The following is a 17,455-nucleotide window of genomic DNA, read 5'->3' as shown; positions in this document are numbered from 1 at the left end:
GCAGCGCCGATAATACGTTCCATGAGGCTCTCTGTCTCCCAATCACTCAGGCTCATATTCAATGGAGGCACTGAGCATCTCTTTTTTGCATGGCCGCGCAGTTCCCCCAGTAACCGTTTTCCTCCGTGCTCTTCGTGTCTTCGTGGCGAGTGCAGAGACATGGCAGAGGACAAGTACTTTCTCAGGTGAAATCGGACCGGCTAGCCTGTTTCCCACCCTGTGAACCGACTGCCGAGCTAAACTGACCCCCGGCCCGTGTCATTGGGTTGCATTCGTTTCGCGGACTCGGTATTTTCAAAGGCTAACTCTGAATTCCCTCTCCGCGCCAGCGCGGGGACTTTGCGCGTCCATAGGAGCTTTTGTGAAAGTACGCAGCAGCGTCAAGCCGATCTGTGAGCACTGCAAGGTGATCAAGCGCAAGGGCGTGGTTCGCATCATCTGCAGCAGAAACCCCAAGCATAAGCAGCGGCAGGGCTGATAAATGGCACGTATCGCTGGCGTGGATCTTCCACGCGACAAGAAGCTGGAAATCGGGCTGACCTACATCTTCGGCATCGGCCGGGCAACTGCCCAGCGGATCCTGAAGGAGACCGGAGTCAGCGCCGATCAGCGCGTTCGCGATCTGAATGACGCGGACACCAATCGCCTTCGCCAGGCAATCGAGAAGGACTTCCGAGTCGAGGGAGCTCTCCGCACCGAAGTGGCGATGAACATCAAGCGACTGATGGACATCGGGTCGTACCGTGGCAGCCGCCACCGTCGCGGCCTTCCCGTCCGTGGTCAGCGCACACATACGAACGCCCGCACCAAGAAGGGGCCGCGCCGCGCGATCGCGGGCAAGAAGAAGGTTACGAAGTAAATGGCTATCGGAAAGAAGACCAAGCGCATCATCGAGGCGGAAGGGGTCGCTCACGTCAGCGCCACCTTCAACAACACCACGATCACAATTACCGACGCCCACGGGAACACGATCTCCTGGGGCTCGTCGGGCAAGGCCGGCTTCAAGGGCTCGAAGAAGTCCACCCCGTTCGCGGCGACCGTCGCCGGCGAGCAGGCTGGGCGCGAGGCCGTCACGCTCGGCGTTCGCCGCGTGCATGTCCGCGTGCAGGGACCGGGCTCGGGTCGTGAGTCAGCCATCCAGGCCCTCGTCTCCGCCGGACTCCAGGTCAAATCGATCAAGGATGTGACGCCGATTCCGCACAACGGCTGCCGTCCTCCCAAGCGCCGGAGAGTCTGACCGATGCGTTATACAGGACCCAGCTGCCGTCAGTGCCGCCGCGAAGGAACCAAGCTGTTCCTCAAGGGCACCAAGTGTTTCACCGAGAAGTGCCCCGTCGAGCGTCGTCCGACGCCCCCGGGACAGCACGGTGCGAGCACTGCCCGCCGCCGCAAGATGTCGGAGTACTCCAAGCAGCTCCGTGAGAAGCAGAAGATCAAGCGCATCTACGGCGTGAGCGAGAAGCAGTTCCGTAACACTTTCGAGCGCGTCGCATCGCAGCCCGGAATCACCGGACACAATCTTCTCGCCGCTCTGGAGAGCCGCCTCGACAACGTCGTGTACCGCATGGGCTTCGCGTCCAGCCGCAAGGCCGCGCGCCAGCTCGTCAGCCACCGCCACGTCGAGATCAACCAGAAGCCGGTGGACATCCCGAGCTACATCGTCGCTCCGGGTGAGGAAGTCCGCGTGCGCATGAAGTCCCGCGAGCAGGTCTCCGTCATGGTCGCGATGGACCAGTCGAGCCGCGGCGCGCCGCTCTCGTGGATCGCCGTGGACAAGGGCACACTCAGCGGCCGGATGCTGGAGCGTCCGACCCGCCCGAACATTCCGATCGCGGCGCAGGAACAACTCGTCGTCGAGCTCTACTCGAAGTAAGAGTTACCCGTTACCCGTTACCCGCTACCCGTTACGGACAACCGGCAGCGGGCAACAGGTAACGGTTTCACATATGAAGGCGACGGCAAGCGATGCAGTCGCCATGACGGGACCCTGACTCCCGTACGGGCTCACCGCGCGTCAGGGGCGGGGTGGGACGTGAGGAAATACTGAACAATGGCTAACGCAATAGATCTCAAGGGACTTGTCCGTCCGCAGCTCGTCGAGGCGACGAAGCGCGAAGACAATCCGAACGCTGCAGAGTTCCGCCTCCAGCCGCTGGAGCGCGGATTCGGCCACACGCTGGGCAACGCCATGCGTCGCATGCTGCTGTCGTCCCTCCGCGGATCCGCGGTGTGGGGCATCCGCATTGACGGAGTGCTGCACGAGCACCAGACGATTCCCGGAGTCGTCGAGGACGTGCACCAGATCATCGGCAATCTCAAGAACCTGACGCTCGCGCTGGACGAGGATAAGGAAGACACGATCCTCCGCATCTCCAGGGGAGAGTCGGGCGCCGTGACATCCGGCGACATCGAGGCTGATCCCGGCGTCACGATCCTCGACCGCAGCCAACACCTCTTCACGCTCCAGGACGACCGCGACATCAACGTCGAGCTGTACGTCAACAAGGGACGCGGCTATGTCGAGGCCGACCAGCACGTCGTGGACAAGAGCCTTCCCGTGGACGTCGTCCGCATCGACTCGATCTACAACCCGGTCCGCCGTGCCAACTTCGCGGTCGCCGAGACCCGCGTCGGACAGCGCACCGACTACGATCGCCTGACGCTGACCGTCGAGACAGACGGCACGATCTCACCTGAAGAGGCGGTGAGCTACGCCGCGGCCCTCGCGCAGACGCACTTCCAGTACTTTGCGGGCTTCGGCTCGCACTCGTCGGCGCCGCTGACCGCGGGAACGGAGATGCCGGGCGGCGACGCACAGCGCCTCGCGACCGATCTGCGCACGCCGATCGACGATTTCGAGCTTTCGGTGAGGTCGGTCAACTCGCTCAAGAACTCGGGAATCCGGACCCTCGGCGATCTGGTGAAGATGACCGAGAGCCAGGTCCTGCAGGTCAAGAACTTCGGCAAGAAGTCTCTCAACGAGATCGTGGATCTCCTCGAGAAGCACAAGCTGAATTTCGGCATGAAGTTCGAGGAGACGCCGGACGGTGTGCGTATCACCGACCCCGGCACTCCGCCCAACCGTAACGTCGCGACGGCCGCTGCCGACGAAGACGAGGAGTAAGAGAGATGCGTCACCGTAAGAAAGGCCGTTCACTCAAGCGCACAGCCGAGCAGAAGCTGGCCCTCATGAGAGGTCTCGCCATGGCTCTGATCGAGCGCGGCGCGATCGAGACGACCGAGGCGCGCGCGAAAGAACTGCGTCCGTTCGTCGAGAGACTGATCACCAAGGCCCGCTCGGGCACGCTGCATGACCGGCGCCTCACCGGACGTCACGTCCAGGTCCGCGGTCTGAACGACAAGCTGTTCAACGAGATCGGCCCGAAGTTCGCTTCGCGCGCCGGCGGATACACGCGCATCCTGAAGACCAGCCACCGCAAGGGTGATGGCGCAGAGATGGCTCGCATCGAACTGGTGGACTGACATGGCACCGATCAACAGAAGCCGCTGCTATGTGTGCGACAAGGGCGTCGCTTTCGGCAACAACGTCTCGCACGCCAACAACAGGACGCGCCGCACGTGGAAGCCGAATCTCCAGGTCGCCCGCATCGTGGTGGACGGGAAGATCACCAAGGTGAAGGTCTGCACCCGCTGCCTGCACGCCGGAAAGGTCCAGCGTGCCCCACGTGGCGTCTCGGCTGCGTAGATTCCTGCCTTGGCGGACGAGAGAGGGGAGCGCGTTCCGTGCTCCCCTTTTTTCTGCCCACCAACCAGACACGATTGAGGAAAGCGCAACTGCAAAGTCAACTTAGAACTACCCGCAGTTAGGTCCATGCCCCGTCGCGATGATCTCCACCGCATCCTCCTCATCGGTTCCGGCCCGATCGTTATCGGGCAGGGAGCGGAGTTCGACTACTCCGGCACTCAAGCGGCCAAGGCGCTGACGGAAGAGGGTTACGAGGTCATCCTCGTGAACTCGAACCCGGCGACGATCATGACCGACCCGGAGTTCGCCGACCGAACCTACATCGAGCCGGTCACCCCCGAGTACGTCGAGCTGGTGATCGAGAAGGAGCGCCCCGACGCTCTCCTCCCGACGATGGGCGGGCAGACCGCCCTCAATGTCGCGATGAGGCTCCACGAGAACGGGGTGCTCGCGAAGTACGGCGTTCAACTCATCGGCGCCGACGCCCGCGCGATCGCGATGGCCGAGGACAGGGGACAGTTCGCCGATGCGATGCGGCGGATCGGGCTGGCGGTGCCGCAGGGCGGGATCGCGACGACATTCGACGAGGCGCTTGCGCTCGTCGAGATGGTCGACTTTCCGGCGATCATCCGCCCGGCGTTCACGCTCGGCGGAACCGGCGGCGGAATCGCCTACAACCGCGATGAGTACGAGGAGATCGTGCGCCGCGGACTCGAGCTCTCGCCGGTGAGCCAGGTGCTCGTCGAGCGCAGCGTCATCGGCTGGAAGGAGTTCGAGCTCGAGGTGATGCGCGACGGAGCGGACAACGTCGTCATCGTCTGCTCGATCGAGAACATCGATCCGATGGGAGTGCACACGGGCGACTCGATCACGGTGGCGCCGGCAATGACGCTCACTGACCGCGAGTACCAGAAGATGCGCGACGCGGCGGTCGCCGTCATCCGCGAGATCGGCGTCGAGGCGGGTGGCTGCAACATCCAGTTCGCAGTCAATCCAGCCAATGGCGAGATGCTGGTGATCGAGATGAACCCGCGCGTGTCGCGGTCGTCCGCGCTCGCGTCAAAGGCGACGGGCTTCCCGATCGCGCGCATCGGCGCCAAGCTTGCGGTCGGATACCGGCTCGACGAGATCCCCAACGACATCACGAAGACGACACCAGCGTCGTTCGAGCCGGTGCTCGACTACGTCGTCGTCAAGTGCCCGCGGTTCGCCTTCGAGAAGTTCACCGCCGCCAATCCGCAGCTCACGACGCAGATGAAATCCGTCGGCGAGTCCATGGCCATCGGGCGGACGTTCAAGGAGGCGCTGCAGAAAGGACTGCGTGCTCTCGAAACGGACCGCCCGGGCTGGGCCACCGGCGCGCTCCTCGCGGATGACCGTCTGCCCGACGATTCCATCGAGGCACTTCGCGGCGCGCTCAGGCAGCCGACGCCGGAACGGATCTATCAGATCAAGCGCGCATTCGACGCGGGCATGACGACGAAGGAAATCCACGAGCTGACGCAGATCGATCCGTGGTTCCTCTCGCAGATGGAAGAGCTGGTCGCGGCCGAGAACGAGTTCTCCGCGCTCGGAAAGGTTGGCGCGGACGAGATGCGCCGCATGAAGCGCATGGGGTTTTCCGACCGCCAGCTCGCCGCTTTGCGGGACAGCACGGAGGAAGCGGTTCGCCGTCACCGCTGGGACCTGGGCGTCAGGCCGGCTTACAAGATGGTGGACACGTGCGCGGGCGAGTTTCCGTCGGCCACCCCCTACCTCTACAGCAGCTATGACGAGGAGGACGAGGCGCCGCGTTCCGGCCGGAAGTCGGTCGTGATTCTCGGCAGCGGGCCCAATCGCATCGGGCAGGGAGTTGAATTCGATTACTGCTGCGTCCGCGCCTCGCTTGCGCTTCGGGACCAGGGTTACGAGACGATCATGATCAACTCGAATCCTGAAACTGTCTCCACCGACTTCGACATCTCGGACAAGCTGTACTTCGAGCCCCTCACCCTCGAGCACGTTCTCGAGATCGTCGAGCGGGAAAGGCCGCTCGGCGTGATCGTGCAGCTCGGCGGGCAGACTCCGCTCAAGCTCACGCACGGGCTCGAGGCGGCGGGAGTGACGATTCTCGGAACGTCCTCCGACGCGATCGACACCGCCGAAGACCGGCGGCGCTTCGATGCCATCGCGCGGAAGCTTGGCGTCATGCAGCCGCCCAACGGCACGGCGACCAACGTCGCCGAAGCCGTCGCCGTTGCCGAGAGGATCGGGTATCCCGTGCTCGTACGCCCGTCGTACGTACTTGGCGGGCGGGCGATGGAGATCGTGTACGACGCGCCGTCGCTCGAGCATTATTTCGAGCGTGCCGCCCGCGTATCCGAGGAAAGGCCGGTGCTCATTGACCGGTTTCTCGAGGACGCGTTCGAAGCCGACGTCGACGCCCTCGCCGACGGAGAGACCGTCGTGATCGGCGGCATCATGCAGCACATCGAGGACGCGGGCATCCATTCCGGAGACTCGGCCTGCGTGCTGCCGCCGTATCGCATCGGCGAAGAGGACATGCAGACGATGCGCGACCACACCGTCGCGTTCGCGAAGGCGCTCGGCGTGATCGGGCTGATAAATGTCCAGTATGCAATCAAGGACGGCAACGTTTACGTGCTGGAGGTGAATCCCCGCGCAAGCCGGACGGTTCCGTTCGTCTCGAAGGCGATCGGTGTGCCTCTCGCCGCCCTCGCCGCGCGCACAATGCTGGGCGAGAAGCTCGCCGACATGGGCTTCACCGAGGAGATTGTGCCCGAATACATATCGGTGAAGGAGGCGGTGTTCCCGTTCGCCAAGTTCCGCGAGTTCGATCCGATCCTCGGGCCGGAGATGCGCTCTACCGGTGAGGTCATGGGAGTCGCGTCGTCATTCGGCACGGCGTTCGCAAAGGCGCAGCTCGCGGCGGACAACCGTCTCCCGTCGAAGGGGACGATCCTTCTCACCGTCAACGACTTCGACAAGAAGGCGGTGGTCCCCATCGCGCGCCGCTTCCACGAAATGGGATTCAGTCTCCTCGGCACCGAGGGAACGGCGCGGTACCTGAGCGCCAGTGGAATTCCCGTGTCGCGCGTATTCAAGGTGCATGAGGGAAGGCCGCACGGCATAGATCTCATCCTGAACGGCGACGTGCAGATGCTCATCAACACGCCGTTCGGAAAGCATGCGCAGCAGGACGACTATACGCTGCGACAGGCGGCGATCGCGCACGGTGTGGCGTACACGACGACGCTTTCGGCGGCGGCGGCCGCGTGCGACGCAATCGAGTCCATGCGCTCCCAGGAGCCGGAAGTGCGGTCCATCCAGGAATGGCACTCGGAGCTGGCGACGGGGGCGACCACGTGAGCGACCAGCCATTCATACACGAATCGGCGTACGTGGACAACGGCGCCGTAATCGGTGCCGGCACAAAGATCTGGCACTTCTGTCACGTGAACGGCGGCGCCGTGATCGGCGAGAGATGCTCCCTCGGTCAGAACGTCGTCGTGATGAACGACGTTCGCATCGGCAACAACGTGAAGATCCAGAACAACGTTTCGGTCTACGATGCGGTCGAGCTCGAGGACGACGTTTTCTGCGGGCCATCCATGGTGTTCACGAACGTCATCAATCCGCGCAGCCATGTGTCCCGGAAGGACGAGTACCGCAGGACGCTCGTGAAGCGCGGTGCGAGCATTGGCGCCAACGCGACGATCGTGTGCGGCGTGACCCTCGGGGAGTACGCGTTCATTGGAGCGGGGAGCGTCGTCACCGCTGACGTTCCTGCCTACGCGCTCGTCGTTGGCGTGCCGGGGCGCAGGATCGGCTGGATGTGCCAGTGCGGGGTGAAGCTCGAGGCGCAGAGGGCTGCGCCACGCAGAGACGCAGAGGCGAACGCAGACGCAGACGCAGACGCAAAGATCATGACCTGCTCAGCGTGCGGGACGAGCTACAAAAACATGGGCGAGACCATCGAAAGAGTGAGCGGCAGTTGAGTGAGGAACCCGGACGGACATTCCGCATCGCGCTCGTGGGGTGCGGACGGATCAGCAGGAATCACGTCGAGGCGATCGCGCGTGTTGACGGGCTCCAGCTCGTGGCCGCGTGTGACAACGATGCAGCCCGCGCGCGCGCGATCGCCGAGCCGCTGGGAATTTCGTGGTTCACTTCGTATGAGAAGATGCTCGCTGAAGTCGAATGCGACGTGGTGACGATTGCGACGCCTTCGGGACTGCATGCCGCCCAGGGGGTCATGGCGGCGCAGGCGGGAAAGCACGTCGTGACCGAGAAGCCGATGTCAATCTCGCTTCGCAGCGCCGACAAGCTCGTACATGCGTGCGACGCGGCTCACGTCCACCTGTTCGTCGTGAAGCAGAATCGGCTGAACGTTCCCGTTCAGATGCTCAAACGGGCGGTGGACAAGGGACGCTTCGGGCGGCTCTACATGGCGAACTGCACGGTGTTCTGGACCCGGCCGCAGGAGTACTACGATCAGGCCGAGTGGCGCGGAACGTGGGAGTTCGACGGCGGGGCGTTCATGAATCAGGCGTCGCATTACGTGGACCTGATTCAGTGGGTGATGGGACCGGTCGAAAGCGTGATGGCCAAGACGGCGACGCTCGCCCGTCGGATCGAGACCGAGGACACCGGAGTCGCCATCCTCCGATTCCGGTCAGGCGCGCTCGGCGTGATCGAGGTGACGATGCTCACCTATCCCCGGAACCTGGAGGGATCCATCACCGTTCTCGGAGAGAAGGGGACCGTGAAGATCGGCGGCACGGCCGTCAACAGGATCGAGCACTGGGAATTCGCCGACAGCGATCCCGACGACGAGCTGGTGAATTCAGCCGACAGCAATCCGCCGAACGTGTACGGCTACGGGCACGAGGGGTACTACCGGAACGTGCTGGCCGTGCTGCGCGGGGACGCCAGGCCCGACACCGATGGCCGCGCCGGGCGCAAGTCGCTCGAGCTCATCCTCGGCATCTACGAATCCGCGAAGACGGGGGGCGACGTGCCGCTCCCGCTGAAGGTATGAACCAGTCATCTTTACAGGCTATGCCTTCTCCCGAAATATGGCCGTTCCTCTCCTAGACCTTCGCGCCCAGCACGCCACGATCCGCGCCGACGTAGTCGCCGCGATGATGCAGGTCGTGGACGATCAGGCGTTCATCCTCGGATCGCCCGTCGAGCGGCTGGAAAACGCCGTTGCGGCGCTGTCGAACACGAAGTTCGCCATCGGCTGCGCCAACGGCACCGACGCGCTGCTGCTGGCGCTGCGCGCGCTTGACGTCCGGCACGGCGACGAGATAGTGACGACCCCGTTCACATTCTTCGCGACCGCCGGCGCCATCCATAACGTCGGCGCGCGCCCCGTGTTCGCCGACATAGATCCAGACACCTTCAACATCTCGCCGCAGTCGGCGGCGTCGGCCGTCACCGCTCGCACGAAAGCGGTGATTCCGGTGGATCTTTTCGGCCAGATCGCGCCCATGGACGCGGTCGCCGCGGCCATTCCGGGGATGCCGATCATCGAGGATGCCGCGCAGTCCATCGGCGCCACTCGACAGATTGGAGGCCGAACCGTGCGTGCCGGAGAAGCGGCGACGATCGGAACGTTCAGCTTCTTTCCCTCGAAGAATCTCGGCGGTTACGGCGACGGCGGGATGATTGTGACGCAGGACGAAGGGCTCGCCGCGCGGCTGAGGCGTCTCCGCGTCCACGGCGGAATGAAGACGTACTATCACGACGAGGTCGGATACAACAGCCGGCTCGACGCGCTGCAGGCCGCGGTCTTGCTTGCCAAGCTGCCGCACCTCGAGAGCTGGAGCGCGGCACGGCGCAGAAACGCCGAGTACTACAACTCGGCGTTCTCGGGGCTCGCCGACGCAAGGACGCCGGTAATCGATCCTGCCAACGTGTCCATCTACAACCAGTACACGCTGCGCGTACCGCGCCGCGACGAGCTGCAGGAGCGTCTCAAGTCGAAGGGAATCGGGAGCTCCGTGTATTATCCGCTTCCACTGCACCTCCAGCCCTGCTTTGCGTATCTCGGATACTCGGAGGGCGCTTTCCCGGAGAGCGAGAAGGCGGCGAGGGAGGTCATCTCGCTCCCGATCTATCCCGAGCTGACCACGGGGCAGCTCGACGAAGTCATCGAGGCCGTGAGAGAGTTCTATGGCGACTGAGGCGAAGAAGGGCGCGACGACGATGAAGAGCCAGCTGCTGGAGAAGCTGGAAGGGAGGACGGCCTGTATCGGCGTCGTCGGACTGGGCTATGTCGGACTGCCGCTGGCGCTCGAGTTCGCCAAGGCCGGCTTCCGGGTGATCGGGTACGATGTGAGCGAGCGAGTGGTGGCCGGACTGGCGACAGGGAAGTCGCACATCCAGGACGTCTCGAGCGATGAGCTGGGCGCGGTCATCGCGTCCGGGAAGTTCGAGGCGACGTCGGACGAGTCGCGGCTCCGGGAGATGGATGCGATATCCATCGCTGTGCCGACACCGCTGGCGAAGACTCGCGACCCCGACATGACGTACGTCATCGCGGCGGCCGATGCCATCGCGCGCAACTGCCATCCGGGCCTGCTGATCGTGCTCGAGAGCACGACTTATCCGGGGACGACCCGCGAGCTGATGCAACCCCGGCTCGAATCCGCGGGACTGACAGTTGGCGAGGACGTCTTCCTCGCCTTCAGCCCCGAGCGGGTGGACCCGGGCAATACGGTCTGGAACACGAAGAACACGCCCAAGGTCGTCGGTGGAATAACCGCTGCCTGCACCGAGGTCGCGAGCGCACTTTACGCGTCGTGCCTGGAGAGTATCGTGCCAGTGTCAAGCACCGAGACGGCGGAGCTGGTGAAGCTGCTGGAAAACACATTCAGGTCGGTGAACATCGGACTCGTCAACGAGATGCAGATCGTGTGCGACAAGCTGGGCGTCAATGTGTGGGAAGTGATTGATGCGGCGGCGACGAAGCCATTCGGCTTCATGAAGTTCACTCCCGGCCCGGGAATCGGCGGCCACTGCATTCCGCTCGATCCGCACTATCTCGCGTGGAAGATGCGGACGCTGAACTACAAGACGCGCTTCATTGACCTGGCGAGCGAGATCAACAGCGAGATGCCGGCCCTCGTGGTAAAGCGCGTGGCTCAGGCGCTCAACACCGAGCGCAAGCCGCTCAACGGCAGCCGGGTGCTCGTGCTCGGCGTGGCGTACAAGAAGGACATTGACGACATGCGCGAGAGCCCGGCGCTCGACATCATCAAGCTGCTGGAGGATCAGAGCGCCGACGTCGTCTACCATGATCCGCATGTGCCGTCGTTCAGGGAGGACGGGCACGAGCGCCACAGCGTGGAGCTGACCGACGCGGAGCTGTCGCGTGCGGACGCGGTGGTCATCATCACCGATCACTCGGTGATCGATTATCAGCGGGTTGTGCGCCTCGCGCGCGTCATCGTGGACACGCGCAACGCCACCGCCGGACTCGCGCGGCCGGAAAGTGTCGCGGCGCCCGGCGCGAAGCGGCCCGACCTCGCAATCGCCTGATACACGAAGCAATTAATGAATATTTCAGTAATCGGTACCGGATACGTCGGACTGGTGGTGGGCGCGTGCCTCGCCGAAACGGGCAATGACGTCGTGTGCGCAGACGTGGTCGCATCGAAGATCGAAGGGCTGAAGCGCAACGTGCTTCCGATCTACGAGCCCGGCCTCGAAGATCTCGTGGAGCGCAACCAGCAGGACGGACGGCTCACTTTCACCACCGACATCGCTTCCGCCATCGCGGCGGCGAACGTTCTTTTCGTCGCGGTGGGTACGCCGCCCGACGAGGACGGCTCGGCTGACCTGCAGCACGTGCTCGCCGTCGCGCGCGAAGTGGGACGGCACATGATGCGCGAGATGGTCATCGTGACCAAGTCCACCGTGCCCGTCGGCACCGCTGGAACGGTGGCCGCCGAGATCAGGAAGGAAGCGCGCTTTCCGTTCCACATGTGCAGCAATCCGGAGTTCCTCAAGGAAGGCGCGGAGGTGGACGACTTCATGAAGCCCGACCGCGTCGTGCTCGGCGTGGACAGCGACTACGCGCGCAACGTGATGACGGAGATCTATGCGCCGTTCGTCCGGACGGGAAAGCCGATCATCTTCATGGACATCGCTTCCGCCGAGATGACCAAGTACGCCGCCAACGGAATGCTGGCGACGCGCATCTCGTTCATGAACGAGGTTGCCAACCTGTGCGAGCTGGTCGGCGCCAACGTGGACATGGTTCGCCGCGGAATCGGCAGCGACTCGAGGATCGGCTCGTCATTCCTTTTCCCGGGCCCTGGTTACGGCGGCTCCTGCTTCCCCAAGGACGTCAAGGCGCTCGTCCGGACAGCAGCGGAGATGGGAATGGAGCTCAAGGTTCTCGGCGCCGTCGAGGAGGTCAATGAGAATCAGAAGCTCCGGCTCGGCGAGAAGTTGCGGCACGCGCTCGGTGACGACCTCACGGGTATGCACGTTGCCGTGTGGGGCCTCGCATTCAAGCCGCAGACCGACGACATGCGCGACGCGCCGTCTCTCACGCTGATCGAGGACCTGCTCGCAGCGGGCGCGACCGTATGCGCCCACGATCCGGTGGCGATTAACGAGGCGCGGCACAAGCTCGGCGACCGCGTCGCGTACGCCGAGACGAACTACGATGCTCTCGCCGGTGCAGACGCGCTCGTCGTTGTCACGGACTGGAACGAGTACCGCCACCCCGACTTCGGGCGTGTGAAGGAATGTCTGAAGCGTCCGGTGGTCATTGACGGCCGCAACCTCTACGACCCGGCCAAGATGACGGAGCTCGGTTTCAGCTACTACTCGATCGGACGCACGTGTGCCGAACGCCCTGCCCATCCACGGGTAGGAGAGTTCGCATGAACGTAAAGCGATTTCTGGTCCTGGCACTTCTGGCGGCGATGGCGTGCAGGCCGGCGTTCAACGCCGGCGGGTTCGCCAGCACCGACGATCTCTACCAGGCTGCGATGAAGGAGTACAACGCGAAGCGCTGGGAGAATGCGGTGCATGCGTTCGAGCGGCTGACGACGGAGCTGTCACCCAGAGATCCGCGGATCGCCACGGCGTATCTCTATCTCGGAAAGTCGCAGCAGAAGCAGGGCGACCACCTTCTCGCGGCGAAGTCCTATAGCAGGATCTACGAGCTGCTGCCGCAGGACACGCTCGCCGACGACGCGCTGCTGGCGTCAGGGCTCGCGTACGAGGACATGTGGCGGAAACCCGTTCTGGATGCGGAATACGGTGACAACGCAATGACGCAGTTCCAGAGTCTTGTTGCGCTGTATCCCGATTCTCCGCTGGTCCCGCGCGCCAACGCGCAGTTGGTGAAGCTCGACGAGTGGTTCGCGGAGAAGGATTTTCTCACCGGATACCACTACCTGAAACGAAAGGCGTACGACTCGGCGATCATCTACTTCAAGGACGTGATCCGGCTGCATCCAAACGCGAAGAAGACTCGCGAGGCATACCTCCGGTTGCACGAGGCGTACAAGGCGATCAACTACAAGGACGACGCCCGCGACCTGTGCGACACGATGCGCAAGACGTATCCGTCCGACCGGGACGTGAGGGACGCCTGCGGGCCGGCTCCGGCCCCTGCCGCGTCGCAGTAGCCGTTGCGCCTCGGTGTCCTTGGCGGTTCGTTCAATCCTCCGCACATCGGGCATCTCGTCGTCGCGTCCGACGCGCATGAGGCGCTGAAGCTCGACCGGCTGCTGATCGTTCCCGCATTCGCCAACCCGCTCAAGCCGACGGATGGCCGTTCGCCGTTGCCGGAGCAGCGGCTGGAGATGGTCCGCCGCGCGTTCGGAGGCGACCCGCGGTTCGAGGTGAGCGCAATGGAAATCGAGCGCGGTGGGTTATCTTACATGGTTGATACGCTCGAGGGGCTGGCGGCGCAGAACGCAGGCGCGGAGCTGACACTTCTGGTGGGCTTGGACTCGTTCAGGACGATGGACCGGTGGAAGCGGCCGGAGCGGATTCGCGAACTGGCGCGCATCGCCGTGCTCACCCGCAGGCAGGATCACGACGGCCAACGGCGCGATGACGTCAATCTGCAGTCCGGTGTGACGATCGTGACGGCGAGGCGCATCGACGTATCCTCGTCGGAGATACGCGAACGGCTCGCGGCAGGAAAATCGATCAGAGGATTCGTCGCAGAATCGGTGGAGGCGTTCATCTCCGCCGCGAAACTATACAGGTCCCCGGCGGCGGCCGGCTGACATGCTGGCTCGCACGGGAAAGAGGAACCAGGAATGCTAAAGGGGATGTTGACGGGGGTGTTCGGCACGCGGCACGATCGCGAGAAAAAGCGTGTCCAGCCGATCGTCAATGAGATCAACGCGGAATACGAGCGGCTGCAGTCCATATCCGATGAGGAGCTGCGCTCGCAGACCGAGCGCTTCCGCGAGAGCATTCGCGAAGCGACGGGCGAGCTCGAGGCGCGCGTCGCCGAGCTCAGGGAACAAAAGCGCACGACGGCCGACGCTGCCGAGCGCGAGCAGATAGATCTCGAGCTGGGCGGGGCCGATGGCCGCGGCGGTGTCGAAGGAGATCTTCGGGACGCCACGGCAGAGATTCTCGACGAGCTGCTTCCGGAGGTGTTCGCGACGGTGCGCGAAGCCGCTCGGCGCCTGCTTGGAACGACCGTCAAGGTCACCGGCCACGAGCAGTCGTGGAACATGGTGCACTACGACGTGCAGCTTATGGGAGGCATCCAGCTTCACCTCGGGCGTATCGCCGAAATGGCCACCGGTGAAGGGAAGACGCTCGTCGCTACGCTGCCCCTCTACCTCAACGCGCTCTCCGGCAAGGGCGCCCATCTGATCACCGTCAACTCCTATCTCGCCCGCCGCGACTCGGAGTGGATGGGACACGTCTACAAGTACCTCGGTCTCACTGTCGGCTGCCTTGACGATACGGAGCCAGGCACAGCCGAGCGTCGCGCCGCTTACGAGTGCGACATCACCTACGGCACCAACAACGAGTTCGGCTTCGACTACCTGCGCGACAACATGGTCGTGTCGAACGACCAGCGAGTGCAGCGTGGGCATGTGTACGCGATCGTGGACGAAGTGGACTCGGTATTGGTCGACGAGGCGCGCACGCCTCTCATCATATCGGGTCCCGTCGGCAACGAGTCCGACGCCGAGTACGCGATGCACAACGCGGCGGTATCGCGGCTGGTGAAGCGGCAGAGCGATCTGGCGAACGCGCTTGTCGCGGAAGCTGAGCGCGCCCTGGAGGCGGGGGATACGGAGACGGGTGGGCTCAAGCTCTATCAGGCGCAGCTGGGTGCGCCGAAGAACAAGCGGCTGCTCAAGGTGCTGCAGGAGACGGGCGCAAAGCAGCTCGTGCAGAAGAAGGAGCTGGAGCATCTCGCCGACCGCAAGCTGCCCGCTTCGAAGCAGCAGTACGGCGACACGGAGGAGAATCTCCTCTACGTGCTCGACGAAAAGGGACACACCGTCCATCTGACCGACCGCGGCGTGGACTTCATGTCGCCGCAGGATCACGACGCGTTCGTCCTGCCGGACATCTCGCTGGAAGTGCATCGCATAGATCACGACGAAGAGATGACGCCCGAGGAGAAGCTCGAGGCGCGGGCGAAGATCAACCGCGAGTACGCGGAGAAGAGCGAGACGCTCAACATCGTCCACCAGCTTTTCCGTGCCCACTCGCTGTACGAGATAGACGTCAACTACGTCGTGCAGGAAGGCCAGGTCCTGATCGTGGACGAGTTCACCGGCCGCACGATGCCGGGCCGCCGCTGGTCCGAGGGACTGCACCAGGCGATTGAGGCAAAGGAAGGCGTTCAGGTGAAGGGTGAGACGCAGACGATGGCGACGATCACCATTCAGAACTACTTCCGCATGTACGCCAAGCTCTCCGGCATGACGGGAACGGCGGAGACGGAAGAGACGGAGTTCCACCAGATCTACTCGCTCGGCGTGTCGGTGATTCCGACAAACCAGCCGGTGATCCGCGACGACCGCCACGATCTCGTCTACAAGACCCGCCGTGAGAAGTACAACGCGATCCTCGAGGAGACGCAGCGCCTGCACAAGCTCGGCTTCCCGGTGCTCGTGGGAACGGTGAGCGTGGACGTCTCGGAGACTCTGGCGCGCATGTTCAAGCGCGCGGGAATTCCGCACAACGTTCTCAACGCGAAGTACCACCAGCGTGAAGCCGAGATCGTCGCCAACGCCGGCCAGCCCGGGGTGGTGACGATCGCGACGAACATGGCCGGCCGCGGAACCGACATCAAACTCGGCGAAGGCGTGACCATATCCAGGCCGTCGGTGGTCAAGGATCCGGAGAACAAGCCGATCGAGGTGACCGAATGCGGCGGCCTGCACATCATCGGTTCGGAGCGTCACGAGTCGCGGCGCATTGACCGGCAGCTGCGCGGGCGCGCGGGACGTCAGGGAGATCCGGGGTCGTCCCAGTTCTTCCTGTCGCTCGAGGACGACCTGATGCGTCTCTTCGGCAGCGACCGCATCGCCAAGCTGATGGACCGCATGGGCGCGGAAGAGGGAGAGATGCTGACGCATCCGCTCATCACCCGTTCCATCGAGCAGGCGCAGAAGCGCGTCGAGCTTCAGAACTTCCAGTCGCGCAAGCGGCTGCTCGAGTACGATGACGTGATGAACCAGCAGCGAGAGGTGATCTACTCGCTGCGGTCGTTCGCGCTCGACCGTGGGGAGGAGCTGAAGGGCGAAGCCGCGAAGATGATCGAGAAGGGCGTGTCTCGTCGCGTCGAGAATACGCTGGCGACGTTCGAGAGCGAGGAGCACTGGGACTTCGCGCTGCTGAGACAGGATCTGCTGATGCACTACCTGCTCAGCGTTCCGTCCTTCGAGGAGGAAGCCGACAAGCCGGTCAGCCTCGCCGCGGCGCAGGAAGCGGCGGTTGCGGCGGCGACGAAGGCGTTCGAGGACAAGCTCGCCGGCCTGAGCGAGTTCGCCGACCAGCTTCTGTCACTCGTGATGCTCAACGTGCTGGACGAGAAGTGGAAGGACCACCTCTACGATCTCGATCAGCTGCGCAACGCGATCCATTACCGGTCGTGGGGCCAGAAGGACCCGCTCATCGAGTACAAGCACGAGGCGTACTCGATGTTCGTGGATCTGATGAACGATATCTATCACACGTTCACGGAGCGTTTCCTGCGCGCGCAGATCAGCTTCGAGCCGCGGCCTTTCGAGTCGTACGGTGAAGGCGATGGATCGGGTGGCCGCCCGGCGGCTCCGACCCGGCGCTTCAACGCTCTCGGCATTCTCGAGGACATTCTTCCGGACGAGGAAGTCAACGGTGAAGGCGAGCCCGAGGATGTCGTGGACATCGGACCCGCCGAACCGCCAACGCGCAAGGCAGCAGCGCGTGCCGAGCCGATCGTCACCGGGGCGGGGCGAGTGCGGTCGCTCAGCGCCGCGGCGAACGCTACGCCGGCGGACTGGGAAAACGTCGGGCGCAACGATCCGTGCCCGTGCGGGTCAGGCAGGAAATTCAAGAAATGCCACGGGGCGACGGTGTAACCGTTACCTGCTACCCGCTACCCGTTACCCGCAACGGGCAACGGGCAACGGGTAACGGGAAGCGGGAAACGGGAAACGGGTTACGGGTAGCGGGTAGCGGGTAAAGCCGCTCCCGGCGGCTCTCTGCGGCAAAGGTGTTCCTGACGCGCGATGGCGGTGAGGGTTTGCG

General features: G+C 63.8%; 16 protein-coding genes. All 16 read left to right on the top strand.

The window, feature by feature from the left end; genetic code table 11:
• The first annotated feature begins 361 nt into the window (after positions 1–361).
• The 16 genes from rpmJ to secA all read left to right on the top strand — a co-directional run bounded on the left by rpmJ (position 362) and on the right by secA (position 17,286).
• The gene (rpmJ, locus tag Q7S20_13845) at positions 362–478 is read left to right on the top strand and encodes a 50S ribosomal protein L36 (protein ID MDO8502916.1); all 117 of its coding nucleotides are present in this window, start codon (positions 362–364) and stop codon (positions 476–478) included.
• A gap of 3 nt (positions 479–481) precedes the next feature.
• Complete coding sequence (gene rpsM / locus Q7S20_13840) at positions 482–859, top strand: 30S ribosomal protein S13 (protein ID MDO8502915.1); 378 nt, start codon at positions 482–484, stop codon at positions 857–859.
• Positions 860–1,237, top strand: a complete 378-nt coding sequence (gene rpsK / locus Q7S20_13835) for a 30S ribosomal protein S11 (protein MDO8502914.1) — start codon at positions 860–862, stop codon at positions 1,235–1,237. It begins immediately after the preceding gene.
• A 3-nt stretch (positions 1,238–1,240) separates the two neighbouring features.
• Entirely contained in the window at positions 1,241–1,873 is a 633-nt protein-coding gene (rpsD, locus tag Q7S20_13830) for a 30S ribosomal protein S4 (protein ID MDO8502913.1), read from the top strand.
• Between the two features lie 177 nt (positions 1,874–2,050).
• Positions 2,051–3,124, top strand: a complete 1,074-nt coding sequence (locus Q7S20_13825) for a DNA-directed RNA polymerase subunit alpha (GenBank protein ID MDO8502912.1) — start codon at positions 2,051–2,053, stop codon at positions 3,122–3,124.
• 5 nt (positions 3,125–3,129) lie between these two features.
• Complete coding sequence (gene rplQ / locus Q7S20_13820; GenBank protein ID MDO8502911.1) at positions 3,130–3,483, top strand: 50S ribosomal protein L17; 354 nt, start codon at positions 3,130–3,132, stop codon at positions 3,481–3,483.
• Position 3,484: 1 nt separating this feature from the next.
• Positions 3,485–3,706 (top strand): 50S ribosomal protein L28, encoded by a 222-nt coding sequence (gene rpmB, locus Q7S20_13815; GenBank protein MDO8502910.1) that lies wholly within the window; start codon positions 3,485–3,487, stop codon positions 3,704–3,706.
• Between the two features lie 126 nt (positions 3,707–3,832).
• Positions 3,833–7,075: a carbamoyl-phosphate synthase large subunit gene (gene carB, locus Q7S20_13810; GenBank protein ID MDO8502909.1), complete on the top strand. Its 3,243-nt coding sequence runs from the start codon at positions 3,833–3,835 to the stop codon at positions 7,073–7,075.
• Positions 7,039–7,704, top strand: a complete 666-nt coding sequence (locus Q7S20_13805) for an acyltransferase (protein MDO8502908.1) — start codon at positions 7,039–7,041, stop codon at positions 7,702–7,704. The genes carB and Q7S20_13805 overlap by 37 nt, the downstream gene beginning before the upstream one ends.
• Positions 7,701–8,747, top strand: a complete 1,047-nt coding sequence (locus Q7S20_13800) for a Gfo/Idh/MocA family oxidoreductase (GenBank protein MDO8502907.1) — start codon at positions 7,701–7,703, stop codon at positions 8,745–8,747. The genes Q7S20_13805 and Q7S20_13800 overlap by 4 nt, the downstream gene beginning before the upstream one ends.
• A gap of 37 nt (positions 8,748–8,784) precedes the next feature.
• Entirely contained in the window at positions 8,785–9,897 is a 1,113-nt protein-coding gene (locus tag Q7S20_13795) for a DegT/DnrJ/EryC1/StrS family aminotransferase (protein MDO8502906.1), read from the top strand.
• A complete protein-coding gene (locus Q7S20_13790) occupies positions 9,887–11,254 on the top strand; it encodes a nucleotide sugar dehydrogenase (protein MDO8502905.1) in 1,368 nt (455 codons plus the stop codon). The genes Q7S20_13795 and Q7S20_13790 overlap by 11 nt, the downstream gene beginning before the upstream one ends.
• Before the next feature lie 15 nt (positions 11,255–11,269).
• On the top strand, positions 11,270–12,613 hold the full coding sequence (locus tag Q7S20_13785; protein MDO8502904.1) for a UDP-glucose/GDP-mannose dehydrogenase family protein: 1,344 nt from the start codon (positions 11,270–11,272) through the stop codon (positions 12,611–12,613).
• Positions 12,610–13,362, top strand: a complete 753-nt coding sequence (bamD, locus tag Q7S20_13780; GenBank protein ID MDO8502903.1) for an outer membrane protein assembly factor BamD — start codon at positions 12,610–12,612, stop codon at positions 13,360–13,362. The genes Q7S20_13785 and bamD overlap by 4 nt, the downstream gene beginning before the upstream one ends.
• A gap of 3 nt (positions 13,363–13,365) precedes the next feature.
• Positions 13,366–13,971: a nicotinate (nicotinamide) nucleotide adenylyltransferase gene (nadD, locus tag Q7S20_13775; protein MDO8502902.1), complete on the top strand. Its 606-nt coding sequence runs from the start codon at positions 13,366–13,368 to the stop codon at positions 13,969–13,971.
• 33 nt (positions 13,972–14,004) lie between these two features.
• Entirely contained in the window at positions 14,005–17,286 is a 3,282-nt protein-coding gene (gene secA, locus Q7S20_13770) for a preprotein translocase subunit SecA (protein ID MDO8502901.1), read from the top strand.
• Positions 17,287–17,455: the final 169 nt, after the last annotated feature.

This window comes from Gemmatimonadaceae bacterium, assembly GCA_030647905.1.
GTDB lineage: Bacteria > Gemmatimonadota > Gemmatimonadetes > Gemmatimonadales > Gemmatimonadaceae > UBA4720.
The sequence above is the reverse complement of the archived record's forward strand: the minus strand, read 5'-3'. Positions and strand labels throughout refer to the sequence as shown.

What these genes read in the sequence shown, in the direction of transcription:
- Q7S20_13795 (MDO8502906.1), top strand. Translation starts at nt 8,785, where the DNA reads ATGGCCGTTCCTCTCCTAGACCTTCGCGCCCAGCACGCCACGATCCGC.
- Q7S20_13825 (MDO8502912.1), top strand. Translation starts at nt 2,051, where the DNA reads ATGGCTAACGCAATAGATCTCAAGGGACTTGTCCGTCCGCAGCTCGTC.
- rpsK (MDO8502914.1), top strand. Translation starts at nt 860, where the DNA reads ATGGCTATCGGAAAGAAGACCAAGCGCATCATCGAGGCGGAAGGGGTC.
- bamD (MDO8502903.1), top strand. Translation starts at nt 12,610, where the DNA reads ATGAACGTAAAGCGATTTCTGGTCCTGGCACTTCTGGCGGCGATGGCG.
- Q7S20_13785 (MDO8502904.1), top strand. Translation starts at nt 11,270, where the DNA reads ATGAATATTTCAGTAATCGGTACCGGATACGTCGGACTGGTGGTGGGC.
- rpsD (MDO8502913.1), top strand. Translation starts at nt 1,241, where the DNA reads ATGCGTTATACAGGACCCAGCTGCCGTCAGTGCCGCCGCGAAGGAACC.
- Q7S20_13790 (MDO8502905.1), top strand. Translation starts at nt 9,887, where the DNA reads ATGGCGACTGAGGCGAAGAAGGGCGCGACGACGATGAAGAGCCAGCTG.
- secA (MDO8502901.1), top strand. Translation starts at nt 14,005, where the DNA reads ATGCTAAAGGGGATGTTGACGGGGGTGTTCGGCACGCGGCACGATCGC.
- rpmB (MDO8502910.1), top strand. Translation starts at nt 3,485, where the DNA reads ATGGCACCGATCAACAGAAGCCGCTGCTATGTGTGCGACAAGGGCGTC.
- rplQ (MDO8502911.1), top strand. Translation starts at nt 3,130, where the DNA reads ATGCGTCACCGTAAGAAAGGCCGTTCACTCAAGCGCACAGCCGAGCAG.
- rpsM (MDO8502915.1), top strand. Translation starts at nt 482, where the DNA reads ATGGCACGTATCGCTGGCGTGGATCTTCCACGCGACAAGAAGCTGGAA.
- Q7S20_13805 (MDO8502908.1), top strand. Translation starts at nt 7,039, where the DNA reads ATGGCACTCGGAGCTGGCGACGGGGGCGACCACGTGAGCGACCAGCCA.
- carB (MDO8502909.1), top strand. Translation starts at nt 3,833, where the DNA reads ATGCCCCGTCGCGATGATCTCCACCGCATCCTCCTCATCGGTTCCGGC.